This window comes from Neorhizobium galegae, assembly GCF_021391675.1.
Classification (GTDB): domain Bacteria; phylum Pseudomonadota; class Alphaproteobacteria; order Rhizobiales; family Rhizobiaceae; genus Neorhizobium; species Neorhizobium galegae_B.
On the sequence record NZ_CP090095.1, the window covers coordinates 1,867,337 to 1,891,598 of the forward strand.

The following is a 24,262-nucleotide window of genomic DNA, read 5'->3' on the forward strand; positions in this document are numbered from 1 at the left end:
GATGGCCGATCCAGCCAGACAGAACGGCGACATCTGCCTCGCAACGCTTAGGGATACGGACCGCGACCGCTATCTCGCTTGTCTTCTGTCGCCGGAGGACAAGCGCGGCGCACTTGCTGCCCTTTATGCCTTCAACGCCGAGATCGCCCGAGTCCGCGACGTGGTGCGTGAGCCGCTCCCGGGCGAAATCCGCCTGCAGTGGTGGCGCGACCTCCTCGAAGGCAATGCTGCGGGCGACAGCACCGGCAACCCGATCGTCGCCGGGCTGCTCGAGGCGATCGAGACCTATCGCCTGCCGCGCCAGACGCTCGTCGACATGATCGAGGCGCGCATTTTCGACCTCTACGACGATGCGCTCACCGACCGGAACGCGCTCGAAGGTTATGCCGGAGAGACCGCTTCGGCGCTGATCCAGCTCGCGAGCCTGATCCTCTCTCCCGCCGATGCGGCAAGATCTGCCGAGACGGCAGGCCACGCCGGCGTCGCGCAGGCGATCGCCGGTTTCCTGCTCCTGATGCCGATCCATCGCCGTCGTCATCAGCTCTATCTGCCGCTCGATATTCTCTCGGCGACCGGGCTCGACCGTGATACATTTCTGCGCGGCGAGGACAGGTCGCGCATTTCGGCCGCGATCGAGGCCTTTGCCGGGCTCGGATTGGAGCATCTGGCCAAGGCGAGAAAGTCGGGAACTATCCCGGCAGCGGTCTTTCCGGCCTATTTGACTGTGGCGCTTGCCGAACCGGTGCTGCGCAGTGCGTCGCGTGCAGGTGCTTCGGTGTTCGACTCGGCCCTGCAACTGCCGCAATGGCGGCGGCAATTGCGGCTCATGAAGGCCTCCGTCACCAGGCGCTTTTGACGGGCGTCAAATTCGCGCAAGGCTCGCCCGCTAAGGGAGGCAAGCAGAAATCCGGCGCCATCATAAGGAGAAGCGGTGTGAGCCCCGTTGTCGTCTGGTCGATCATCTTCGTACTCCTCATGGCGCTTGCCTATTACGTCACGCGAATGTCCGGCAAGGACAGGGACAAGGACGGCAACCTGCATGACACGGGGATGGCTATCCTCGAGTTCGGCCGGGCCTTTCCCAATGAGGCCATCCGCAGCCTGCATGTGACAGCCAATGGCGACGCCATCTTCGTGCGCCTGCACGACAACAAGGCCGGCTTCATGCGCAGCCACCGCAACCACTACGCCTGCTTTCTGATCGAGCCGGGCAGGGTCCGCGTCACCCCATTGCCTAACGCCAAGGGTTTCACCGTCGAATTCCTGGACGCGTCGACCCAGAACGGCACCTATCTCTTCGCGACGGAAAAGGAGGCGGCCGAAGTGGCCCTCTGGCTGCTCGACAACTATGTCACCGTTGCCGATCGTGATCTGGAGGAAAAGCCGGGGACGCCTTCCGGGGATGTCACCCCCGACCGAGCCAACTAGCGCAATCCTGAAGCGCGCGGGCGGAGAGCAACTGCCGCTTCATCACCGTCTTGTCCTTGCCGCGGAAACGCTTGACGCCCTCCGGCTTGACGATCGACCCCGGCTCCAGCTCAGGAAACAGCCCGAAGTTGACGTTCATCGGCTGGAACGAACGCTTGCCGGGCTCGTCGTCCGAAACCAGATGCCCGCCGGTGATATGGCCGAGCAACGAGCCTAGAGCGGTCGTCGCAGGCGGTGCGGGGAGGGTTTCGCCCTTGCGTTCGGCAGCCGCGAAACGGCCGGCGAGAAGTCCGATCGCCGCACTTTCCACATACCCCTCGCAGCCGGTGATCTGGCCGGCGAAACGCAGGCCCGGCCGGCTTTTCAGCGTCAGGCTCTTGTCGAGAAGAACGGGCGAGTGGATGTAGGTGTTGCGGTGCAGGCCGCCGAGCCTTGCGAATTCGGCATTCTGCAGGCCGGGAATCATCCGGAAAATGTCCGCCTGGGCGCCGTATTTCAGCTTCGTCTGGAAACCCACCATGTTGTAGAGCGTGCCGAGCGCATTGTCCTGCCGCAGTTGCACGACCGCATAGGCCTTGACCGTCGGGTTATGGGCATTGGTGAGACCCATCGGCTTCATCGGCCCATGACGCAGCGTTTCGCGGCCGCGTTCGGCCATCACTTCGATCGGCAGGCAGCCGTCGAAATACGGCGTGCCTTCCCATTCCTTGAAACCGACCGAGTCGCCGGCGATCAGCGCGTCGACGAAGGCATTGTACTGCGCCTCGTCCATCGGGCAGTTGATATAGTCCTTGCCGGTGCCGCCGGGACCGACCTTGTCGTAGCGCGACTGGTACCAGCAGATATCCATGTCGATCGAGATCACGGTGCACGATCGGCGCGATGGCGTCGAAGAAGGCGAGTTGGTCCTCGCCCGTTTCCGTCTGGATCGCGGCTGCAAGCGCCGGCGAGGTGAGGGGGCCGGTGGCGATGATCGCCAGATCCCATTCCTTCGGCGGCAGGCCCTGGACCTCCTCGCGCACGACGGTGATGAGCGGATGCTTTTCGATCGCTTCGGTGACCGCGTCGGAAAATCCGTCGCGGTCGACGGCAAGCGCCCCGCCGGCCGGTACCTGGTGTCTGTCGGCACATGCCATGATCAGCGAACCGGCAAGCCGCATCTCCGCATGGATGACGCCGACGGCATTCGCCGTCGCGTCGTCGGAGCGGAAGGAGTTCGAGCAGACGAGCTCGGCAAGTCCCTCCGTCTTGTGGGCGTCGGTGCCGCGCACGCCGCGCATTTCGTGGAGAATCACCGGCACGCCGGCCGAGGCGATCTGCCAGGCTGCTTCGGAACCTGCGAGGCCGCCGCCGACGACATGGATGGCAGCAGGAGAGGTGGGGGAGGAGGAAATATTGCTCATGGCCGGCTCATTATCACGCCATTTGCCGGACCGGAATCAAAAAGGCACCCGATAAGGTGCCTTTGATACGTCCTTGGATGTCCTCTCGGACCGCTTTATCCTCGCCGCGACGGCCTCATACCGTGCGGGTCCGCCTGCGAGAAGCGGATTAGCGGAAAGAGCGGGCCGCGATGTGGCGGATGTCGTAGCGGGTCAGACCGATGTCGCTGAGGGCCTGGCTCGAAAGATTTCCAAGCTCGTTCATCGTGCGGCGGTAGCTGATCCAGTTCTTGGCGATACGGATCGGGTTCATGGTGGTTTCCTCAAGATTTTTCCTGATGCTCTGTCGTCATCAGCGATGAGGGTCTTATACATCCGCATAATAAGAATGTGCAGTGCAAAAAATGTGCGACTGCCATGCAAATGTGCAGGAGATCGCTGAAATTTGCGGCGCCGGTCGAAAATCAGGCAGGAATTTTAGGCCTTGAATTTCCATGAACAACAAAAAGAAAAAGCGCCTCCCGAAGGAGGCGCTTTTGGATGGTGCAGCAATGTTCGCGCGAGGCTTAGAAGCCGACGGCAGTCCGGGCGACGCGGCGGATGTCGGCGCGGCCGATGCCGAGGTCGTTGAGTTCGCGGTCGCTCATGCGGCCGAGCTCGTTGACGGTTTCGCGGTACTTGCGCCAGGTGGTGAGCTTCTGTGCGATGTTCATGATCTTGTCCCTTTCTAGGCCCTTGCCAGCAGCCCGTTCGGCGCTGACTTCAATCTCATGACCGGTAATATATGCTGCGCTGCAAAAAGTAACAGCGCCTATTCGGAATGCCACCTATGCATCCGGCGCATTACGAGACCGTTTACCATGCAGGAGTGCTGAAATTTTGCTCTTGTTTTAGGCAGGTGGCATTCTGCAGAACAAAAAATAACGCCCACCGGGGGAGGAGGTCCGATGGGCGTCATTTGTAACGACTGGCGATTTGGGAGGAGGAGGATCGCCAGTCCCATCAAGCCCGCGCTGGGAGGAGGAGTGCGCGGCTCGAATTCCTGTCACGGGAAACTCCCCGAGGGCATCTGCATCGTTCAGGGCGGGCGCCAAACCGTCCAAACCAGAGAGATCGAAATCTTCAATCAATCTCTGTATTTGCATATTATGAGATGGCAGCGAAATTGTGCAGTGCAATATCCGTATGGATGACATGCGGTTATTGCATGGCTCACATCGCCGTTGATTCCAATGTACACATTAGAATTTAATAAAAAGTTAAATATCCCGATATTCGCCGGTTCGACCGGGTGCGGCAGGAGCAAATTCGCCTATCCACCGCGGTTTCTCGGAGCTGCCAAAAAAGCGTCATTTTCCCTTTGCGTGCGCCGAAACGGGTGATATAGAGACGCGCGCTCCGGAAGGCCTTGTGCGACGAGGATTTTCGACGCGGCTGGGGCGCGGGTATGGTGAAATTGGTAGACACGCCAGATTTAGGTTCTGGTGCCGCAAGGCGTGGGAGTTCAAGTCTCTCTACCCGCACCAGAACCGCCCCGCATCAAAACCGCCAGGAGTGCGGTCCGAGCCGGTTCTGGCTAAAGGATCGGCGCTCCTTGAAGCCGCGGCCGGTCTCTCAAAGTTCCGGCGATGTGCTCATTGAAACCAACGGCTGTCTGAGCACCGCCGCCACGATATGAAGGTATGAAAATGCAGGTTACCGAAACGCTCGCTGAAGGGCTGAAGCGCGAAATCAAGGTCGTTATCCCCAAGCGGGATATGGAAGCGCAGCTGAACGTGCGCCTCGCCGACGCCAAGGACAAGGTCCGCATCAACGGTTTCCGTCCGGGCAAGGTGCCGATCGCCCATCTGAAGAAGATGTACGGCAAGTCGATCATGGCGGATCTCGTCAACGAGATCGTCCGCGAACGTCCGACCGAGATCCTCACCGACCGCGGCGAGAAGTCGGCGACCCAGCCGTCGGTCGCCATGACCGAGGATGAGAACGAAGCCGAAAAGATCCTCAACGCCGAGGTCGATTTCGAATTCACGCTCTCCTACGAAGTCATCCCGGAGATCGAACTGCAGCCGACCGACGGTCTCTCCGTCATTCGTGAAGTCGTCGAAGTCACCGAAGACGAAGTCAACGAGCAGATCGAGAAGATCGCCGAAAGCGCCCGCACCTTCGAGACCAAGGATGGCAAGGCCGCCGATGGCGATCGCGTCACCATGAATTATCTCGGCAAGGTCGATGGCGTTGCCTTCGACGGCGGCACCGCCGAAGATGCCGAACTGGTTCTCGGCTCCGGCCGCTTCATCCCGGGCTTCGAAGACCAGCTCGTCGGCGTCAAGGCCGGTGAAGACAAGACCATTACCGTGAACTTCCCGGCCGAATATCCGGCTGCGAACCTTGCCGGCAAGGAAGCCACCTTCGACGTCACGGTCAAGGAAGTCGCAGCTCCCGCCGCTCTCGAGATCAACGACGAACTCGCCTCCAAGCTCGGCATCGAATCCGTCGATCGCCTGAAGGAGATCGTCCGCGGCCAGATCGAAAGCCAGTACGGCAACGTCACCCGCCAGAAGGTCAAGCGTCAGATCCTCGACCAGCTCGACGGCATGTACCAGTTCGACACCCCGCAGGGCCTCGTCAACGCCGAATTCGACAATATCTGGCGTCAGATCAACACCGACCTGCAGCAGTCCGGCAAGACCTTCGAAGACGAAGAGACGACCGAGGAAGATGCGCGCGTCGAATACCGCAAGCTTGCCGAACGTCGCGTTCGTCTCGGCCTGGTTCTCTCCGAAATCGGCGAGCAGGCCGGCGTCGAAGTGACCGAGGAAGAAATGCAGCGCGCCCTTTATGCGCAGCTCCAGCAGTTCCCGGGTCAGCAGAAGGAAATCCTCGATTTCTTCCGCAACACCCCCGGCGCTTCCGCTTCGCTGCGCGCGCCGATCTTCGAAGAGAAGGTCATCGACAAGCTGCTCACCGAGATCAAGGTCACCGACAAGGTCGTGACCAAGGAAGAGCTGATGGCTGAAGACGAGGAAGGCTCGGAGAAGGCTGAAAAGCCGGCCAAGAAGAAGGCCGCTCCGAAGAAGGCTGTGAAGGCCGAGGCTGCTGATGAAGCCGCCGAAGGCGAAGAAGCCGCTCCGAAGAAGAAGGCTGCTCCGAAGAAGAAGGCCGCTGAAGACAGCGCCGAATAAGCTTCGCATTGATTGTGTAGAAAAGCCGGGTCGGCGACGACCCGGCTTTTTGTTGTGATGAAACCTTTCGAGCCCGCCCGCCCATGATCCGTATTGAAAACATCAGCAAGTCGAACAGCCACCGCATCCTCTTCATCGAGGCGGCCGCGGCGCTGAACCGTGGCGAGAAGATCGGTCTCGTCGGCCCGAACGGCGCCGGCAAGACGACGCTTTTCCGGATGATCACCGGCTCTGAAATGCCGGACGAGGGGCAGGTCAGCGTCGAAAAGAACGTCACGATCGGTTATTTCAACCAGGATGTCGGCGAGATGGCCGGCCGCAGCGCCGTCACCGAGGTGATGGACGGTGCAGGTCCGGTAAGTACCGTCGCCGCCGAACTGCATGAACTCGAATCGGCGATGGTCGATCCGGACCGCCTCGACGAGATGGACCAGATCATCGAACGCTACGGCGAGGTACAGGCGCGTTACGAGGAGCTCGACGGTTACGGCCTGGAAGGCCGCGCCCGCGAAGTGCTTGCCGGCCTGAGCTTCACCCAGGAGATGATGGACGGCGATGTCGGCAAGCTGTCCGGCGGCTGGAAGATGCGCGTAGCGCTCGCCCGCATCCTGCTGATGCGTCCTGACGTCATGCTGCTCGACGAACCGAGCAACCATCTGGACCTCGAAAGCCTGATTTGGCTGGAACAGTTTCTCAAAGGGTATGACGGCGCGCTTCTGATGACCTCGCACGACCGCGAGTTCATGAACCGCATCGTCACCAAGATCATCGAGATCGACGGCGGGTCGCTCACCACCTATTCCGGCGACTACGGTTTCTACGAGCAGCAGCGGGCTCAGAACGAAAAGCAGCAGCAGGCCCAGTTCGAGCGCCAGCAGGCGATGCTTGCCAAGGAGATCAAGTTCATCGAGCGCTTCAAGGCCCGTGCATCCCACGCGGCCCAGGTGCAGAGCCGGGTGAAGAAGCTCGACAAGATCGAGCGCGTCGAGCCGCCGAAGCGCCGCCAGGCGGTCGCCTTCGAATTCCAGCCGGCGCCGCGCTCCGGCGAAGACGTGGTCAACATCAGGAATGTCGCCAAGCGATACGGCAGCCGCTCGATCTACGAAGGTCTCGACTTCATGGTGAAGCGGCGCGAGCGCTGGTGCATCATGGGCATCAACGGCGCCGGCAAATCGACGCTGCTGAAGCTGGTGACGGGCTCGACCGAGCCGGACGAAGGCAGCGTCTCGATCGGCGCCAGCGTCAAGATGGGCTATTTCGCCCAGCACGCCATGGATCTGCTCGACGGCGACCTGACCGTCTTCGAATGGCTGGAGGAACAGTTTCCGCGCGCAGGGCAGGGGTCGCTTCGGGCTCTCTCCGGCTGCTTCGGCTTTTCAGGCGACGACGTCGAGAAGAAATGCCGGGTGCTTTCCGGCGGCGAGAAGGCGCGTCTGGTGATGGCGGCGATGCTGTTCGATCCGCCGAATTTCCTCGTCCTCGACGAGCCGACCAACCACCTGGATCTCGACACCAAGGAAATGCTGATCAAGGCGCTGTCGGAATACGAAGGCACCATGCTGTTCGTCAGCCACGACCGGCATTTCCTCGCCGAACTCTCGAATCGCGTGCTCGAACTGACGCCTGACGGCATCCACCGTTATGACGGCGGTTATACGGAATATGTGGAGCGCACCGGTTACGAGGCGCCGGGGCTGCGAAGCTAGGGATCAAGGCAGGGCGGAAGCGGAGCGGCGTCGGACTCCATCGTTTCCGGCCGGCAGGCGCTGTGGCTTCGGCGACAACTGTCAGCCGGATATCCCTGAACTGCAGGGCGGGAAGTCAACTTTCCGTTAGGAAGACCGTCGTAAGACGTCGTTCTGGCACGCGCGGAAAGACCTCGGTTCGAAGGGGCTTACCGTCAGGCCAACCTGCAGCCGGAACGATTTTCTGCACAGTTTTGATTGTCTCATATGCCGTTTGATCTGAATCAGTTTTTAAGGTATCCCTTTTCACGCCGTAGCGATTTCTGGAATTATACCGCAGGGGGGATATTCATGACGGCGAGCGATAAGGCCCTTCTCCGACCGGCAATCGGTCTGGTTGGAATGATGTTCCTGTCGGCATGCACGTCGGCGCAGACGACGGCGTCGATCTCTCCTGCCACCACGACGGTGAAGCCGGCGCCGGTCTCCAAGAAACAGGTCTACCACTACACGCCGGCCGATCGCGATTGCATGAAGCGGGCAATGTATTTCGAGTCCCAGCGCTCGAGCCGTGAAGGGCTGATGGCAGTCGGCACCGTGATCATGAACAGGCTGACCTCGGACGCCTATCCGTCCACTATTTGCGGCATCGTCGCCCAGGAGCGGCAATTCGCACCGGGCGTGATGACCCGCGCGATGAATGAGGCGACGGTTCCGGAACTCGATGCCGCCGTCGATGCGATCATTCGCGGCGAGCGGAACCCGGAAGTCAAGGACGCGATGTTCTTTCACACGGCCGGCTTACGGTTCCCCTACCAGAACATGCATTATGTCACGGTTGCCGGCGGCAATGCGTTCTACGAGAAGCGCGACAGGGACGGGGATCTGCAGACGCCACCGCCGAAGCCCGTAGATGAATACGTGCTCGCGCTGGTGCAGAGCAATCCCGACCCGTTCAGCCTGATCCAGGCGAAGGAATTCGACGTTGCGTCGATCCCGGCGACCGGCACGGATCCGATGGTGGCGACGAATGTTCCGGTTCCGATCGAGCGGCCGGATCCCGTCGCAGTCCGTTCTGCGAGCATCCAGCCGGCTGGAACTCAGCCTGTAAAGCCTTCTGTCGCGCCGGTGATCCTTGCCAGCTCCATGAGCAATGAGTGGATGCTGCGTTTCGACACCGGCAACGCGAAGCCGATACCGACCCCGTCGCCAAAACGATCGCCGGCCGGTGTCGACCGCTGATCCCTGAAAGCTATCCTGCCTTCTGCAGCTCGGCAGCCGCGGCATTGTCCTTGTCGTTGGCCCGCTGGTAAGCCTCGCGTAGCGCAAGCCGTCCGAAATATTGTTCGAATGCGGCGCGTTTTTCGATCGTGCCGAACTGCAGGCCGTAACCGAGCTGCGAGCCGACATAGACGTCTGCGGCACTGAATGTGTCGCCAGCGATATAGGCGTTCGCCCGGACAGCCGCTTCCAGCGTATCCATGACGTCCTGATAGGTGCCGTAACCGACCATCCGCTCACGTTCCTTCGGCACCTCGAAGCCGAGCACGCGGTTGCTGACGGCTGCTTCCAGCGGACCGGCCGCAAAGAACATCCAGCGGTAATAATCGCCTCGCTGGGCGGGAGCGGGGGCAAGACCCGCCTGCGGAAAGACATCCGCCAGATAGGCGCAGATCGCCGCGCATTCGGTGATCACGGTCTTGCCGTGCACGATGCTCGGCACTTTGCCCATCGGGTTGACGCTTTTATAGGTGTCGCCCTTCATCGTCGTGCCGAAATGCAGGATTTCGGTACGATAGGGGGCACCGACCTCTTCCAGCATCCAGCGGGCAATCCGGCCGCGCGACATCGGATTCGTATAGAGTACCAGTTCATCTGCCATGCGATCCTCCCTGAAGTCATGTCCTATGTTTTGGTGCAACGTAATTCCCAATCAAGGTGCCAGGGCGAATTAGAGCGCCTTTCGGTATTGGATGAAGCCGGAGTTTTGGGCGATGCGGTCGTAGAGCCGCCGTGCGGCGGCATTGCTCTCCTGCGTCAGCCAGTAGAGCCGACCGGCGCCGTTTGCCCGTGCGAGGTCCGCCACCGCTTCGATCAGGGCTGCGCCGGTTCCCCGGCCGCGCAAGGTATTCTTGACATAGAGGTCCTGCAGATAGCAGGTCCATTCGGGCAGCCAGCAGGATCTGTGGAAGACGACATGCGCGATGGCGATCATCTTGCCGGTCTCGTCGAATGCGCCGAGCGCGTGCATAGGCTCGGCGGGGTCGTGAAACCGGCTCCAGGTGACGTCGTACATCTCCTTCGGCAGCACGGTCTCGTAGAAGCGCAGATAGGCTTCCCAGAGCGGCTCCCAGGCGGTGCGGTCGGCTGGCTCGAGCGGACGGATGATCGCAGGTGTCGTCTTGGCGGTCATGGCGAAACTCCCTCACAAAAGAAAACGGCGGGGATTGCTCCCCGCCGTCGAATGATTAGCCGATTTTCCGGACTTAGGAAGCCATGGCCACCTTGAGATTCTCGTCCACCTTGTCGAGGAAGGCGGTGGTCGAGAGCCACGGCTGGTCCGGACCGATCAGCAGCGCCAGGTCCTTGGTCATGTAGCCGGCTTCGACGGTATCGACGCAGACTTTTTCGAGCGTCGAGGCGAACTTGGCAAGGGCTGCATTGTCGTCGAGCTTGGCGCGATGTGCCAGGCCACGGGTCCAGGCGAAGATCGAGGCGATCGAGTTCGTCGAGGTCTCCTGACCCTTCTGGTGCTGGCGGTAGTGGCGGGTGACGGTGCCGTGTGCGGCTTCGGCTTCGACCGTGCGGCCGTCGGGCGACAGCAGAACCGAGGTCATCAGGCCGAGCGAGCCGAAACCCTGGGCGACGATGTCGGACTGGACGTCGCCGTCATAGTTCTTGCAGGCCCAGACATAGCCGCCGGACCACTTCAGCGCAGCCGCGACCATGTCGTCGATCAGGCGGTGTTCGTAGGTGATCTTCAGCGCGTCGAACTGTTCCTTGAATTCGGCGTTGAAGATTTCCTCGAAGATATCCTTGAAGCGGCCGTCATAGGCCTTGAGGATGGTGTTCTTGGTCGACAGGTAGACCGGCCACTTGCGCATCAGGCCGTAGTTCAGCGAAGCCCGGGCGAAATCGCGGATCGATTCGTCGAGGTTGTACATGGCCATCGCCACGCCGGCGTCCGGTGCCTTGAACACTTCCTTCTCGATCACCTGGCCGTCTTCGCCGACGAACTTGATCGACAGCGTGCCCTTGCCCGGGAACCTGAAGTCGGTCGCCTTGTACTGGTCGCCGAAAGCATGGCGGCCGACGACGATCGGCTTGGTCCAGCCCGGAACCAGGCGCGGCACGTTCTTGCAGATGATCGGCTCGCGGAAGATGACGCCGCCCAGAATGTTGCGGATCGTGCCGTTCGGGCTCTTCCACATTTCCTTGAGGTTGAATTCCTTGACGCGGGCTTCGTCCGGGGTGATCGTCGCGCACTTGATGCCGACGCCGTGCTTCTTGATGGCGTTGGCGGCGTCGATCGTCACCTGGTCGTTGGTGGCGTCGCGGTTCTCGACCGAGAGGTCGTAATATTCGATGTCGAGATCGAGATAGGGAAGGACCAGCTTGTCCTTGATGAGCTGCCAGATGATGCGGGTCATCTCGTCGCCGTCGAGATCGACGACCGGGTTGGCTACCTTGATCTTTTGCATGGAATTCCTCTTGGACGTAGAAGGGACCTCAAGGTCCCGACGGGTGGACACCAGTGGGTGCGCTATAACATCGCCGGGCTGGAACGCAAAGGTATTGAGGCCATCATATGCGGCTTTTCGTGCGAGAAATCGCGGTGCGTCCGGACCTGCGCACGATTGCCCTTGCCAAACCATAATGCCTGATTAATGTCCGGCCAAATCGCTCTCCAACACCCGGATTTGATCTTATGCGGACCTTGCCGCTTGCCCTTGCCTTTTCATTGATCTCGACCTTCGCTGCGGCGGCTGATGTGACCGATCCCGTGAAAGAGGTGATGAAGATCACCGAGGACAACTGGAATACGGTCGACAGCGAATGGAAATACATCTTCGATGCCGATCCGTTGTCGCGCCTGTTCAGCAAGAAATTCCAGGGCGCCTATGCGGAAGCCGCCAAACACCCGGCCTATGACACGGAGAACAACCAGCCGGGCGACCCCTTCGGCTACGATGTGATCACCTCGTCGCAGGACGGCTGTCCGCTGAAGGACATCAAGACGACCTCGGCACAGGGCGCCAACGGCATGACCGATGTTACGGTGACCTTCAAGATGTGGACCTGCGTCGATGAGGCGGCGGTGAAGGACAGTGTCAACGAACTGCATTTCGACCTCATCCAGGAAGCCGGCAAGCCGGTCATCGACGACATCCACCGCGTTGCAGATGGCGAGCGGGATTCGGTGATCGAAGAGATGCAGTCGATCGCCAAGGGCGAGTAACCCGGCGGTGATCGGGCGGCATCTCGTTCTCTCGATCGTTGACCCCAGACCCATGCACGGTCTCGCCAAACCTTGCCCAGGCGATATAGTCGGCGGCCAGGAGCGGGTATCGGCACCCGCCCGGGGTGGTCGATGACGTTTGCCGCGAAGATCCGAGACTGGCTGCTCGCCAACGACCCGGCACTGTCGCGCCTGCGCATGGCAGGACGCGTGACCCTGACCGTCATCGCCGCGGTGGCCTGCCTTGCGCTCATCCACATCGCCGGCCTGGCGTTGCCGACGATCGCCTACGGACTTGCGATCATCCTGTCGATCGAAGGTGGCGTCGCGGTGCGCGACCGGCTGCCGTCGGACCAGTTGAAAACGCGGCTGATCGGCGGCGTCGTCAGCTTGATCTGTGTCGGGCTCGCCGCGGCACTGGAAGACTATCGCTACATTTCCGATCCGATGTTCCTGGTCGTTATTGCTGGCGCTACCGTCGGGCGCGTCTACGGACCGCGCGGATTTGCAGTCGGCATGTTCGCGTTTACGTCCTATTTCATGGGCGCCTATCTCAAGCCTAGCCTTTCCAACCTTCCTTTGGGGGCCATCGGTCCGGTAATCGCGGTTGTCACAGGCCATCTGGTCCGCACCTATCTCCTGCCGGACGACTGGCGGCGCGATCTTCTGCAGTCGCTGGTGGCGATCCAGGGCAGGGTGGGCGATATCCTGATGAAGCTCGCGGTTCTGTCGAGCGGCGGGATCATCTCGGATGGCGACCGGCGCGAATTGCGGCAGCTCGAGGAGCGGTTGAAGGACGTGGTGCTGATGGCGGAAGGTTTTCTGCCGCGCACCGCGGACGGCACGATCGATCCGGAAGACGAGCCGCTGACATCCCTCACCATGAAGATCTTCGATGTGCATCTCGCTGCGGAAAGCGTGATCGTGCTCTCCTTCGAGGCGTTGCCGCCCTTCCTGCTCGTTCACGCCCTGATCGAGGACGACCGGGATATGGCCGAGAAGATCGCAGCCAGCCCGGCGGTCGCCGGCGACGACCGGGTGGCGGAGAACGCCCGCGCCCTGATGTGGCTGCAGACGGCGAGGGTGGCCTTGACGGAAGCCATAGAGGAGGGGCGGCGCAACCGTTTCCGGGCCATAGAGGATGCAGCTGCCGCGCCGGCCTCGGCAAAGATCGACTTTTCGCTCGAAAACCCGGTGATGCGATCCGCGGTGCAGATCACAATCGCGTCGAGCCTGGCGATGGCCTTTGGCCTGATGTTGTCACGCGACCGTTGGTTCTGGGCTGTGCTGACCGCCTTCCTGATCTTCACAAACACCAAGTCGCGCGGCGACGCGGCGATCAGGGCCCTTCAGCGCTCGATCGGTACGCTGCTCGGCATTGCGGCCGGCCTCGTGTTGGCAACGCTGATCGGCGGTTATCCGTTGGTATCCGCGCCGATCGCGGTGCTCTGCATCTTCCTCGGCTTCTATTGCCTGCAGATCTCCTATGCGGCGATGACCTTCTTCATCTCGATCGTGCTCTGCCTGATCTATGGCATGACCGGCGTGCTGACCCTCGACCTCCTGCAGCTCAGGATCGAGGAAACGCTGATCGGTGCGCTTGCGGGGACCATCGTCGCCTTCCTCGTCTTCCCGGCATCGACCCGCTCGACCCTCGATCTCGCGCTGGGGCGCTGGTTCGATGGTCTGCGCGAGCTTCTTTCCGCCGTCAGGGAGGGCCGGAGCGGTTTCGAGATCATTGCGCTTTCTCATAAGCTCGATGCCGCCTATCGCGAGGTCACGCTCGCCGCCCGCCCGCTTGGCACCACCTGGTCGGTCGTCAGCCGTCCGGGCGAGGTTCGCCAGACGCTCGGTATCTTCCTCGGCGCCACCTATTGGGCGCGGATCTTCGCCCGCAACGCGGTCCAGGCTGGACACAAGCCGGAAGGCCCTGTGCTGACGGCACTGGAGGATACGTTGGGCAATATCGACGCGCTTTCCGCGCGTGGATCGGAATGTTTCGTGGTGAAGCGCAAGCTGAGCCGTGGTGCCCGCCGCCATCTGCCGATCTTCAAGCACGGCAGCCGCGTTGGCGTCGAAATGATCGGCACCATGCTGGGCAGGCTTTATCCCGCAACGGCATAAGGCTTGCCGATTGCCCCGGTCACCGGTATTCCGGCCTTGGATTTGGATACGGAAACAGACATGTCAGGCACCAACAGCGAGCGCGAACTCATAGCCGAAGGACCGGCGGTCATCCTGGTCGAGCCCCAACTCGGCGAGAATATCGGCATGGTGGCACGCGCCATGGCCAATTTCGGCCTCGCGGAACTGCGCCTCGTGAACCCGCGAGACGGCTGGCCGAGCGAAAAGGCCCGCTCGGCCGCCTCCAAGGCCGATCACGTCATCGATGGCACGAAGGTGTTCGAAACGCTCGAAGAGGCGATCAGTGACCTCAACTTCGTTTATGCGACGACGGCGCGCGAGCGTTACGGCTTCAAGCCGGTGCGCTCGCCGGTGACCGCTGCCGAGACGCTCCGCACCAAATTCAGGGCGGGCGAAAAGACCGGCATTCTCTTCGGTCGCGAACGCTGGGGCCTCACCAACGAGGAAGTGGCGCTCGCCGACGAGATCGTCACCTTTCCGGTCAACCCCGCCTTCGCCTCACTCAACATCGCCCAGGCCGTGCTGCTGATGTCCTATGAATGGATGAAATCCGGCATGGACGATCTTGCCGAGACGGTCTTTCTGCCGATCGAGCAGCGTCCTTCCACCAAGGAACAGGTCATTGGCCTGTTCGAGCACCTGGAAGAGGCGTTGGACGCCCGCAATTATTTCCATCCGCCCGCGAAAAAGCCAAGAATGATCGACAACCTCCGTGCCGTCATCTCGCGGCGGGGTTTTACGGAGCAGGAGATCAGCGTGTTCCGGGGCGTCATCAACTCGCTCGACCGTTTTCCCCGCGGATGGTCGAAAAAGGACGGGCCGAAGCCTGAAAAGGCTGATCTGCCCAGAAGGGGCATCTGGGGAGACTACGGGGAATGACGCAGAAGAATGAATCGAAGCCCGTGCTGATGTTCGATTCGGGCATCGGCGGGCTGACGGTACTGCGCGAGGCGCGCGTGCTGATCCCGGAACGCGGCTTCATCTATGTCGCCGACGATGCCGGTTTTCCCTATGGCGACTGGGAGGAACCGGCCCTGCGCGAGAGGATCATCACCCTCTTTGCAAAACTTCTCGACGAATACGATCCGGAAGTCTGCGTCATCTCCTGCAATACCGCCTTCACCTTGGTCGGCGCCGATCTGCGCGAGACTTTTCCGAAGATGACATTCGTCGGCACAGTACCGGCGATCAAGCCGGCGGCGGAACGCACACGCTCCGGCCTCGTCTCCGTTCTCGCGACGCCGGGAACCGTCAAGCGCGCCTATACCCGCGACCTCATCCAGTCCTTCGCCACCCAGTGTCACGTGCGCCTCGTCGGTTCGCAGAACCTTGCCCGCATGGCCGAAGCCTATATTCGCGGTGAGACGATTTCCGACGAGGCTGTCCTGGCCGAGATCGCCCCCTGTTTCGTCGAAAAGGACGACAGGAAGACCGATATCGTCGTGCTCGCCTGCACCCATTATCCGTTCATGGCAAACGTCTTCCGCAGGCTTGCCCCCTGGCCGGTCGACTGGCTCGACCCCGCCGAGGCGATCGCCAGGCAGGCGCGTCGAAAAGTGCCGCTGGTCGAGGGAGCAGAACATCCCGACAATTACGACTTCGCGGTCTTCACCTCCGGCAATCCCGACTTCGCCACCCGCCGCCTGATGCAGGGTTTTGGGCTGAGGGCCTGAGCGGCATCGAGCAATGTGGCTTATTTGCCACGCTTTTTCGTGATGACTACAATTCGCGATTGTGCGCTTGCTCATCGGGTGGTCTCGTGTATTATTTATCTATTCCGCAAATCGAACACAGGAGGCGTGAAATGAAGTCCATTACCATGTTTATGCGCTTTTCTGGCGGAACGGCCATTGTGGCCTCGGTGTATCGCACATCGATGCCGGCCGGCATGTGCTTCCAGGCTGTATAAGACTGGATTTCCGCCGTTTTTGGCACTTTTCCCATTGATCTGACGTGACCGGCTGACGACGCGATTTACCGCGTTTCCTCGTCCGCATCCGCACGTCTTTCTTCATCTCAGAGGACCTGGTCGCGACATGCGCCGGGACGGAAAATCATGCGTGAATCACAATTTAAGGTTGCTGATACCCTTTCGGCTGCGGTTCATAACCTCTGCCGCGAACATGGCGTCTGGAAGACTGCCGGTGCACTGCTCCTGACAGCCTGGAGAGGTCGTCAAGAACGGAACCAAGTCTCTGATCTCTCCAACCGGATGCGCCGCGATATCGGGTTCCCCGAACTCGAGGACGACCGCGGAAATGTCCGGTTCATCCTTTGGGACATCCGGCTGTGAAAGGGCTGAGATGGGTCCCCAGCGGACTTGCCGCCGGGGCCTCTCGTGGAGGATTCCATGGCTGGAGCTGAAAGAATGACGGCCGTCTTCCGCAAACTTTGCCGTGGCGATATGGCGGAGGCTGCGAGCGTTCACCGTGCTTCCTTCAACGAGCGGCTGCCATGGCTGACTCAGCTTCACACGCCGGAGGAGGATCGCGGATACTGGAGAGGGCATCTCTTCGCGACTTGCGACATCTGGGGCGCCGAAGGGGACGGCACCTTGCTCGGCGTTATCGCCTTTCGAGAGGACTGGGTCGACCAGCTCTATATCCTGCCGGGCGTGCAGGGGCAGGGGATCGGTTCCCGGCTGCTGGACATCGCCAAGGGTGCCCATCCGCAGCTTTTTCTCTGGACCTTCCAGCGCAATGCTGCAGCCCGCCGTTTCTATGAAGCGCGCGGCTTTATAAAGATCGAGGAGACCGATGGCGCGGCCAATGAAGAGAAGGAGCCGGATGTGCTCTGTCGCTGGGTGCGCGGGGACTGAATAAAACACCGCTTGCAAACTGAAAAATTCGATGGCTTGCTCCCTTCATTCTCTGGAGGAACATTCGCATGTCGCTTGAACACTGGCTCGCTTTCGTCGCCGCTTCGTCGGTTCTCCTGGCCATTCCGGGGCCGACGATCCTGCTCGTCATTTCCTATGCGCTGAGCCATGGCCGCAAGGTGGCGTCCGCCACGGTCGCCGGCACGGCGCTTGGCGATTTCACCGCAATGACCGCCTCCATGCTCGGTCTCGGCGCGTTGCTTGCGACCTCTGCTGCGCTCTTCACGGTGCTGAAATGGGTGGGGGCTGCCTATCTCATCTATCTCGGCATCAAGCTGTGGCGTGCACCTGTTTCGGAACGGACTGCCGAGGTGGGCGAGGCCGAGGTGACATCGGTAAGACCGTTCAAGATTTTCCTGCACACCTATGTGGTCACCGCGCTGAACCCGAAGAGCATCGTCTTCTTCGTGGCCTTCCTGCCGCAGTTCCTGGACCTCAGCCAGCCGCTGTTCTTCCAGATGGTGGTCTTCGAAGTGACCTTCCTGGTGCTGGCGACACTCAATGCAACGCTCTACGGCCTGCTGGCCTCGATGGCGCGCAACACCATCCGCAAGCCGAAGGTCCAGCGGATCGTCAACCGCACCGGCGGTTCATTGATGATCGGTGCCGGCCTGCTGTCGGTCGGCTTCAAGCGCGCGGCCGCCTGAGCTTCATCGGGGAGGAACAGCTGATGATCACCGGGCGTTGCCATTGCGGCGAGACCGTTTTCGAGATCAAGGGTGAACTGCCGCAGGCACTCACCCGCTGCACCTGCACCTTCTGCTCCAGGCGCGGCGCACTGCATGCCTATTACGAGCCGAAGCAGGTAAAGGTCACCTCCGATGCCGGGAGTGACAAGATCTATCGCTGGAACACCAAGACGGTAGCGCATCATTTCTGCGGCACATGCGGCTGCACCACCTATAGCGACAGCCCGGATTTCCAGCAGGATGGCACCTGGGATGGCAAGACCCGACGTATCGCCGTGAATGCCCGGCTGTTCGACGATTTCGATGCCGAGGACTGGCCGCATACGGTCATCGACGGCCGGCACCTCTGGTAGGAGAAGAGCGATGAGTGAAGTCCCCCTGCTTGCCTTTGCGATCGTCGCGTTGATCGGCATCGCCACACCCGGGCCGACCGTTCTCCTGGCGCTCACCAACGGCTCGCGTTACGGCCTTCGCCGCGCGCTGCCTGGCATGGCCGGTGCAATGGTCTCCGATTTCGTGCTGATCGGCGCGGTGGCGCTCGGCCTCGGCGCTCTGCTGGCGGCCTCCGAATTCTGGTTCTCGGCCGTCAAGTGGCTGGGTGCCGGTTATCTCGCGTTTCTCGGGCTCATGCTTCTCCGCTCGAAAGGCTCGCTTGACGTAACGGCAGGCGATGCTTCGACCGGTTCGGGTTCCGCTACGTCAATCTTCCTGAAGAGCTTCCTCGTCGCGGTGACCAATCCCAAGGGATACCTGTTCTTCTCGGCTTTCCTGCCGCAATTTATCGTCCCGGATGCGCCGCAGTTTCAGCAATATGCGATCCTGGCGCTCGTCTTCGCTCTGATCGATGTGGCCGTCATGTTCGGTTATGCGCTGCTCGGCTCGCGGGCCGTGCATCTGCTCAAGAAGAAGGGTGCGCTCTGGCTCGACAGGCTCTGCGGCGGGGCGCTTCTGGCGCTTGCCGGCTCGTTGGCATTCTATCGTCGCGCGGCATCCTGAGCGGTTTCGCAAAGGCCTGTGCATTTTCGATCTTGCCCGGCGAAACGAATCCCGATCTCTGTTAGAGTTCTGGAGTCGCGGCTTCTAACGGTCACCGCGAAGAGACAGCATACGAGGTAAGTGCATTGCAGGTCGGCATCGATATGGGAATTGTGTCCGGGGGCGATCCGGCCAAGCTCGATATCGAGGAGCTTCTGGCGACCCGTCTGCTCGTGCAGGGCAATTCCGGCTCCGGCAAGTCGCATCTCCTGCGCCGCCTGCTGGAACAGTCCGCGCCCTGGGTGCAGCAGGTGGTGATCGATCCGGAAGGCGATTTCGTCACGCTGTCTGAAAAATTCGGCCATGTGGTGGTCGATGGCGAGCGTAGCGAGGCCGAGCTTGCCGGCATCGCCAACCGTATCCGCAAGAATCGCGTCTCCTGCGTCCTGACGCTCGAAGGCCTCGATCTCGAAGAGCAGATGCGCGCCGCCGCCGCCTTCCTGAACGGCATGTTCGATGCCGACCGGGAATATTGGTATCCGGTCCTGGTCGTGGTCGACGAGGCGCAGATGTTTGCCCCATCGGTCGGCGGCGATGTGTCGGAAGACGCCAGAAAGCTTTCTCTGGGTGCGATGACCAACCTGATGTGCCGTGGCCGAAAGCGCGGCCTTGCCGGTGTCATCGCGACGCAGCGGCTGGCAAAGCTCGCCAAGAACGTCGCGGCGGAAGCGTCGAATTTCCTGATGGGCCGAACCTTCCTCGATATCGACATGGCGCGTGCCGCCGACCTGCTCGGCATGGACCGTCGCCAGGCGGAAATGTTCCGTGATCTGAAACGTGGCAATTTCGTCGCCCTCGGCCCGGCACTGTCGCGCCGTCCGCTGCCGATCGTCATCGGCACGGTCGAGACCTCGGCGCGCTCTTCGAGCCCGAAGCTGATGCCGCTGCCAGATGCGCCGCAGGACGTCGAGGACCTGATCTTCACGCCGGATCCGGAAGAATTCACCCGGCCGATGGTCCGCCGTGCCCCGCCGGCGCCGCGGCCGACGACCGACATCCTGGCCGAACTGTCACGCTCGACACCCGCCGCCGTGCCGGCGCCGCAGGAGCCGCGTGTTTCCCAGCCGGAACTGTCCGCCGAAGAGCGTGAAGAACGGCTATCCGCCGTCCTGTCGGAAATTCTCGACGATCCGCAATCCGCCTACCGGACGGATTCCGTTCTCTATCAGGATTTTCTGGTGCGCGCCCGGATGCGGCGCCTGCCCGGACCGCCGCTGTCGCTCGGTGAATTCCGCCGCCGCACGGCGATCGCCCGCTCGGGCGTCGATGTGGAAACCGCCTCAAGCGAGGCATGGGGGACAGCGCTGTCGCTGTCGTCTGGCGTTTCGGATGACTTGCAGGGCGTTTTCCTGCTGATGGCGAAGGCGGCGATATCAGGGGAGCCATGTCCCTCGGATGCACGGATCGCCCGTGCCTACGGCACCCATTCGGCGCGTCGCGCCCGCCGTCTGCTCGGTTATTTCGAGGAACAGGGTCTGATCGTCGTGCATGCGGACTTTTCGGGCAAGCGCATCGTTGCCTTCCCGGATCTGCAGGTCGAAACCTCGCCCGGCAGTGCCGACGCGCCGGATGAGGGCGAGGCGAGGGCGGCTGCCGAATGAGCCGTCAGTGGATGTGAAAGTGCGCTTCCACCGCCGCGGCGATAAAGGCGCGCCGGGCTTCCGACGGCCTCGACTTTCCCTTCAATGCTTCGTCGCAGACTTGTTCCGCAAGATGATGCTGGCTGCCGTGATAGGCCGGCCAGAATCGGTCGAGGACGGTTTTCGCATCGCGCACCGTCTTGACGGTGCGGACCATGCCGGTTTCGGGATTTTCGATCCTGATCGGGCTGCTCCAGAGTTTCGATTTCATGACACAACACCTCCTTTCCTTAAGATGGTGCCAACGCCTTGCCGCGTCAAAAAAGCCTGCAGACAGCCTTGCCGAAAGGTTAAGAGACCGGTGCGGTTGACATTCCTGTGACATCCGCCTAAACACCGCGCCAACGCCGGGCCGAAAGACCCGGTGTTTCACTGACATGTCCCGTGGTTTTCTCCGGACGCTTTCGTGAGAGACCTGTCAGAGCTCTTAAATCAGGGCTCAGAGGAGGGCGTGTTTCCTTGATCCGGCTTGGCAACAGGCCGGTGTAACATGTTGAAAGGAAATACGATGAGCAAGCGCGAATCGTCCAAATACAAGATCGACCGCCGTATGGGCGAAAACATCTGGGGCCGTCCGAAGTCCCCGGTGAACCGCCGCGAATACGGCCCGGGCCAGCACGGCCAGCGCCGCAAGGGCAAGCTTTCCGACTTCGGTGTGCAGCTGCGCGCCAAGCAGAAGCTCAAGGGCTATTACGGCGACCTGCGCGAAAAGCAGTTCCGCTCGATCTATGACGAAGCCAACCGCCGCAAGGGCGACACTTCGGAGAACCTGATCGGCCTGCTCGAATCGCGCCTCGACGCGATCGTCTACCGCGCCAAGTTCGTTCCGACGGTCTTTGCTGCCCGCCAGTTCGTCAACCATGGCCACGTCACCGTCAACGGCGTCCGCGTCAACATCGGTTCCTACCGTTGCAAGGCCGGCGACGTCATCGAAGTCCGCCAGAAGTCGAAGCAGATGGTTACGGTTCTCGAAGCCGTTTCGCTCGCTGAACGCGACGTTCCGGACTATATCGAAGTCGACCACAACAAGATGGTTGCCACCTTCGCCCGCGTTCCGGGCCTGACGGACGTTCCTTACGCCGTCATCATGGAACCGCAGCTGGTCGTCGAATTCTACTCGCGTTGATGAATTGCCCTTCGGGGCGGTTCTGCGACACAAAAGAAAAGCCGCCTTTCGAGGCGGCTTTTTTGTTTTCGGCTGATCGCCTATCTGAGGCATCTGGTCACGAGAGGAGCCGCCTCACTTGGAGACGGCTTTTTTCTTCTCTGCTGTCGCGGTCTCGGCCTTAACCGTCGCCACGGTCTCCACCTGTGGAGCCACCGCTTCCTTCGGGCCTTCGCCCATGCGGTTCCAGGCGTCGAGGCCGGCGATCTTGTAGGCTTCGGCGAGTGTCGGGTAGTTGAACGTATTCTCGACGAAATATTCGACCGTGCCCTTGAGGTTCAATACCGCCTGGCCGATGTGGACGAGTTCGGTCGCACCTTCGCCGACGATATGGACGCCGAGCAGGCGGCGGGTCTTCAGCGAGAAGATCAGCTTCAGGAGCCCGGTATCGAGGCCCATGATATGGCCGCGCGAGGTCTCCCGGAAGCGGGCGATGCCGCATTCATAGGGAATGCCGCGCTCCTTCATTTCCTCTTCGGTGAGGCCGCAAGTGGAGATTTCCGGCACCGCATAGATGCCGTAGGGGAAATATTTCGGCGGTTCCTTGGCGATCGCGCCGACGGCGACACGGGCCGCGACGCGCCCCTGTTCCATCGAGGTCGAGGCAAGGCTCGGGAAGCCGACGACGTCGCCGGCGGCAAAGATGCCCGGAACGGAGGTCTCGAAGGTTTCCGGGTTGACCTTGAGGCGGCCGCGGCTGTCGGCCTCGAGGCCGGCCGCGGCGAGGTTCAGCGTATCGGTGGCGCCCATGCGGCCGGCGGCGAACAGCACCATGTCGGTGATGATCTGACGGCCGCTGTCCACGTGCACCATGACCTTGCCGTCCGGCAGCCGTTCCACCTTGTCCGCCTTCTGGCCGAGCAGCAGCTTCATGTTGCGGTCGCGCAGCTGATAGGTGAAGTCCTCGACGATCTCCTTATCGATGAAGTCGAGCATGGTCGGCTTCGGGTCGATGACGGTCACGGCCGCATCCAGCGCGCTGAAGATCGTCGCGTATTCGATGCCGATAACGCCGGCGCCGATGACCACCATCGAACGGGGGAGCTGGTCGATTTCGAGCAATTCGTCGCTGTCGAGAACCGTCTTGCCGTCGAATGGCATGTAATCAGGACGGAAAGGCTTGGTACCGACCGCGAGCAGGATGGACTTGCCCATGACGTGCATGACGTCGCCGTCGTCTTTGGCGATTGCCATCGTGTCGGACGTGACGAAGGTCGCCTTGCCACGGATGCTCTGGACGCGGTTGCGGGCGAATTGATGTTCCAATACTTCGACTTCGTGGTCGAGGGTGATCAGCAGGCGGCGGCGCAGATCTTCGGCGCTGATTTCCTGCTTGACGCGGTAGGCCTTGCCGTAGAAGCCGCGTTCGCGCCAGCCGGACAGGTTGAGCGCCGTTTCGCGCAGCGTCTTCGACGGGATCGTGCCCGTGTGGACCGATACGCCTCCGACCCTCTTGCCCTGTTCGACGACCAGAACCTTCTTGTCGAGCTTGGCTGCCTGGATGGCCGCGCGGCGGCCGGCCGGTCCGCTGCCGACGACGATGAGGTCGTATTGGTTCATGGGATGCTCCGCTCCGAATCTACGGCTGCCGCAATGCGGCAGCATTCACGAATCCCTTTGTAGCCGCCTATTCTAAAGTTTTGATTGCGGCTCGTCCAAGCCTTGATTTCAATTTGCCTGCATCAATTTTGTGCACTGCGAAAATTGCCGAAAAATTAACTTGACGGACGTCTGGAAATGCCGTCCATTCGAACCAATTAAAAATTGGTGCGCTAAATGGTACAGGATGGAGCCGGCGAGGCTCATGACAACTCGAGCTATGCGCTGGATCGCCTGAGAGAGCTTTTAAGGGCGGGAGAATTCGGTTCTGAAGGCCGCCTGCCGACCGAACGCGCTTTGACCGACCTGCTCGGCATCAGCCGGCGTGCGGTGCGACGTGCACTTGAGGTGCTCGAATCCGAAGGTCTCATCTGGCGCCGCCAGGGCTCAGGCACCTTTATCGGCGAAAGGCCGAGCGAGTGGAGCAACCATGTGGGCGCGATCGTCGCCGGCACGGACTTCATGGAGATCATGGAAGTCCGTCTGAGGATCGAACCACAGCTCGCCCAACTGGCGGCCATGCGTGCCAAGCCGGCGGATATCGCCAAGATGCACGAGATCGCCTTGAAGATCATCGAGAGCAGCGATGCCGACGCCCGCGAACTGTGGGACGGGACGCTGCACCGGCTGATCGCCCAGAGCGCCGGCAACCAGCTTTTCCTGTCGATCTTCGACGTCATCAATCGCGTCCGCCAGGACGAGGCATGGCGGGCGATCCGCGAGCGCGCCCGTTCGAGCGGCAATGCGGTCAACATCTCGTTTGCCCAGCACACGACCATCATCGAGGCGATCGCCGCGCGTGATCCGGTGCAGGCGGGGGAGGCGATGCGCGAACACCTGCTGATGCTTCAGGAGCGGCTCATCCGCGCGACGTCCCTTGGCTCCGTGGAACAGGGATCGCTCAGCGAAGCAAGCTGAATGGCCGCCACGCGGCCCACCACCAGAAGCCGGAAACCGGCCAAGACTAAAAACAGG

General features: G+C 61.3%; 23 protein-coding genes, 1 tRNA gene and 1 pseudogene. 17 read left to right on the plus strand and 8 right to left on the minus strand.

Annotated features, from left to right (window positions below):
• Position 1 precedes the first annotated feature (1 nt).
• Together LZK81_RS09360 and LZK81_RS09365 are read left to right on the plus strand one after the other, a co-directional pair.
• Entirely contained in the window at positions 2-856 is an 855-nt protein-coding gene (locus tag LZK81_RS09360; protein WP_233955976.1) for a phytoene/squalene synthase family protein, read from the plus strand.
• A 119-nt stretch (positions 857-975) separates the two neighbouring features.
• Positions 976-1,428 (plus strand): hypothetical protein, encoded by a 453-nt coding sequence (locus LZK81_RS09365; protein WP_046606412.1) that lies wholly within the window; start codon positions 976-978, stop codon positions 1,426-1,428.
• Here LZK81_RS09365 and trmFO read toward each other — a convergent pair.
• The 3 genes and pseudogenes from trmFO to LZK81_RS09380 form a co-directional block, all read right to left on the minus strand.
• Positions 1,406-2,831: pseudogene (trmFO, locus tag LZK81_RS09370) on the minus strand (methylenetetrahydrofolate--tRNA-(uracil(54)-C(5))-methyltransferase (FADH(2)-oxidizing) TrmFO). The gene LZK81_RS09365 and the pseudogene trmFO sit on opposite strands and share 23 nt — an antisense overlap.
• 148 nt (positions 2,832-2,979) lie before the next feature.
• Positions 2,980-3,123 carry a DUF1127 domain-containing protein gene (locus LZK81_RS09375; protein ID WP_007762204.1) on the minus strand — a complete coding sequence of 48 codons (144 nt, stop codon included), beginning with the start codon at positions 3,121-3,123 and terminating at the stop codon, positions 2,980-2,982.
• A gap of 253 nt (positions 3,124-3,376) precedes the next feature.
• Positions 3,377-3,523 (minus strand): DUF1127 domain-containing protein, encoded by a 147-nt coding sequence (locus LZK81_RS09380; protein WP_065814773.1) that lies wholly within the window; start codon positions 3,521-3,523, stop codon positions 3,377-3,379.
• Between the two features lie 728 nt (positions 3,524-4,251).
• Between LZK81_RS09380 and LZK81_RS09385 the strand changes: the two genes are divergently transcribed.
• From LZK81_RS09385 to LZK81_RS09400, 4 genes are all read left to right on the plus strand, one after another.
• Positions 4,252-4,336, plus strand: a tRNA-Leu gene (locus tag LZK81_RS09385).
• Between the two features lie 162 nt (positions 4,337-4,498).
• Positions 4,499-5,992: a trigger factor gene (tig, locus tag LZK81_RS09390; protein WP_233955978.1), complete on the plus strand. Its 1,494-nt coding sequence runs from the start codon at positions 4,499-4,501 to the stop codon at positions 5,990-5,992.
• Between the two features lie 83 nt (positions 5,993-6,075).
• Entirely contained in the window at positions 6,076-7,698 is a 1,623-nt protein-coding gene (locus tag LZK81_RS09395) for an ABC-F family ATP-binding cassette domain-containing protein (RefSeq protein ID WP_233955980.1), read from the plus strand.
• Positions 7,699-8,028: 330 nt separating this feature from the next.
• Entirely contained in the window at positions 8,029-8,919 is an 891-nt protein-coding gene (locus LZK81_RS09400) for a cell wall hydrolase (protein ID WP_233955982.1), read from the plus strand.
• Positions 8,920-8,929: 10 nt separating this feature from the next.
• On the opposite strand, the gene LZK81_RS09405 is transcribed toward LZK81_RS09400, so the two are convergent.
• The 3 genes from LZK81_RS09405 to LZK81_RS09415 form a co-directional block, all read right to left on the minus strand.
• Positions 8,930-9,559, minus strand: a complete 630-nt coding sequence (locus LZK81_RS09405) for a glutathione S-transferase family protein (RefSeq protein ID WP_233955984.1) — start codon at positions 9,557-9,559, stop codon at positions 8,930-8,932.
• A gap of 69 nt (positions 9,560-9,628) precedes the next feature.
• Complete coding sequence (locus tag LZK81_RS09410; protein WP_233955986.1) at positions 9,629-10,090, minus strand: GNAT family N-acetyltransferase; 462 nt, start codon at positions 10,088-10,090, stop codon at positions 9,629-9,631.
• A gap of 73 nt (positions 10,091-10,163) precedes the next feature.
• Positions 10,164-11,378, minus strand: coding sequence for an NADP-dependent isocitrate dehydrogenase (locus LZK81_RS09415; RefSeq protein WP_046608982.1), 1,215 nt, complete (start codon positions 11,376-11,378; stop codon positions 10,164-10,166).
• 227 nt (positions 11,379-11,605) lie between these two features.
• On the opposite strand from LZK81_RS09415, the gene LZK81_RS09420 reads away from it, so the two are divergent.
• The 9 genes from LZK81_RS09420 (at position 11,606) to LZK81_RS09465 (ending at position 20,484) form a co-directional block, all read left to right on the plus strand.
• On the plus strand, positions 11,606-12,136 hold the full coding sequence (locus LZK81_RS09420; protein WP_046606227.1) for a hypothetical protein: 531 nt from the start codon (positions 11,606-11,608) through the stop codon (positions 12,134-12,136).
• Positions 12,137-12,268: 132 nt separating this feature from the next.
• Positions 12,269-14,260, plus strand: coding sequence for an FUSC family protein (locus LZK81_RS09425; protein ID WP_233955988.1), 1,992 nt, complete (start codon positions 12,269-12,271; stop codon positions 14,258-14,260).
• Positions 14,261-14,320: 60 nt separating this feature from the next.
• The gene (locus LZK81_RS09430; RefSeq protein ID WP_233955990.1) at positions 14,321-15,160 is read left to right on the plus strand and encodes an RNA methyltransferase; all 840 of its coding nucleotides are present in this window, start codon (positions 14,321-14,323) and stop codon (positions 15,158-15,160) included.
• On the plus strand, positions 15,157-15,954 hold the full coding sequence (gene murI / locus LZK81_RS09435; protein WP_046624090.1) for a glutamate racemase: 798 nt from the start codon (positions 15,157-15,159) through the stop codon (positions 15,952-15,954). The genes LZK81_RS09430 and murI overlap by 4 nt, the downstream gene beginning before the upstream one ends.
• Before the next feature lie 677 nt (positions 15,955-16,631).
• Positions 16,632-17,099 (plus strand): GNAT family N-acetyltransferase, encoded by a 468-nt coding sequence (locus LZK81_RS09445; RefSeq protein ID WP_046606231.1) that lies wholly within the window; start codon positions 16,632-16,634, stop codon positions 17,097-17,099.
• A 68-nt stretch (positions 17,100-17,167) separates the two neighbouring features.
• Complete coding sequence (locus tag LZK81_RS09450) at positions 17,168-17,806, plus strand: LysE family translocator (protein ID WP_233955992.1); 639 nt, start codon at positions 17,168-17,170, stop codon at positions 17,804-17,806.
• 23 nt (positions 17,807-17,829) lie between these two features.
• Positions 17,830-18,201 (plus strand): GFA family protein, encoded by a 372-nt coding sequence (locus LZK81_RS09455; RefSeq protein WP_233955993.1) that lies wholly within the window; start codon positions 17,830-17,832, stop codon positions 18,199-18,201.
• 10 nt (positions 18,202-18,211) lie between these two features.
• A complete protein-coding gene (locus tag LZK81_RS09460; RefSeq protein ID WP_233955995.1) occupies positions 18,212-18,844 on the plus strand; it encodes a LysE family translocator in 633 nt (210 codons plus the stop codon).
• A gap of 125 nt (positions 18,845-18,969) precedes the next feature.
• Positions 18,970-20,484 carry an ATP-binding protein gene (locus LZK81_RS09465; RefSeq protein ID WP_233955996.1) on the plus strand — a complete coding sequence of 505 codons (1,515 nt, stop codon included), beginning with the start codon at positions 18,970-18,972 and terminating at the stop codon, positions 20,482-20,484.
• Between the two features lie 4 nt (positions 20,485-20,488).
• Here the strand turns inward: LZK81_RS09465 and LZK81_RS09470 are convergent, their stop codons facing one another.
• Entirely contained in the window at positions 20,489-20,734 is a 246-nt protein-coding gene (locus LZK81_RS09470) for a DUF982 domain-containing protein (protein WP_046606236.1), read from the minus strand.
• Positions 20,735-21,031: 297 nt separating this feature from the next.
• Between LZK81_RS09470 and rpsD the strand changes: the two genes are divergently transcribed.
• Complete coding sequence (gene rpsD / locus LZK81_RS09475) at positions 21,032-21,649, plus strand: 30S ribosomal protein S4 (protein ID WP_046606237.1); 618 nt, start codon at positions 21,032-21,034, stop codon at positions 21,647-21,649.
• 114 nt (positions 21,650-21,763) lie between these two features.
• On the opposite strand, the gene sthA is transcribed toward rpsD, so the two are convergent.
• A complete protein-coding gene (sthA, locus tag LZK81_RS09480) occupies positions 21,764-23,248 on the minus strand; it encodes a Si-specific NAD(P)(+) transhydrogenase (protein ID WP_046606238.1) in 1,485 nt (494 codons plus the stop codon).
• A 216-nt stretch (positions 23,249-23,464) separates the two neighbouring features.
• On the opposite strand from sthA, the gene LZK81_RS09485 reads away from it, so the two are divergent.
• Entirely contained in the window at positions 23,465-24,205 is a 741-nt protein-coding gene (locus LZK81_RS09485) for a FadR/GntR family transcriptional regulator (protein WP_233955997.1), read from the plus strand.
• Positions 24,206-24,262 lie beyond the last annotated feature (57 nt).